This is a genomic window from Zoogloea sp. LCSB751, from assembly GCF_002028455.1.
Taxonomy (GTDB): domain Bacteria; phylum Pseudomonadota; class Gammaproteobacteria; order Burkholderiales; family Rhodocyclaceae; genus Zoogloea.
In genome coordinates this window covers 1-306 of sequence record NZ_MWUM01000126.1, presented here as the reverse complement: position 1 = coordinate 306, position 306 = coordinate 1, and the positions used below count along the sequence as shown (strand labels likewise).

1 protein-coding gene is annotated in these 306 nt (G+C 42.5%); it reads right to left on the bottom strand.

Annotation, left to right across the window (positions count from 1 at the left end; genetic code table 11):
• Positions 1-199 (bottom strand): ribonuclease E inhibitor RraB (rraB, locus tag B4920_RS26030; RefSeq protein WP_139379658.1); only part of this gene is annotated, 199 nt, incomplete at its 3' end.
• Between the last annotated feature and the right edge of the window lie 107 nt (positions 200-306).

Here is a 306-nt window from a genome sequence, read left to right as displayed (position 1 = left end):
CCATTTCTTCAGCATCATTGACTTCAAATCCAAGTTTGAATGCATCAACCGCAGCCTTTTCTAAGCGCTCAAAATTGCTCGATGAAAAATGGTGCTCAATGGTGTATTCAGCATCAGGCTCTGAGCCATCGTCGAGCAAGGCTTGCACTATGTCACGATTCTCGGCGAATTGTGCTTTTAACTGACTTTCAATAGACATGGACTTGTCTCCGTTAAGATAAAACTGGCTCAAATTGACGTTATTATACGTCATCAGCCGGGATAGTTTTACCCATTAATGTTGCCGCTTCGCGATTTATCTCGTTA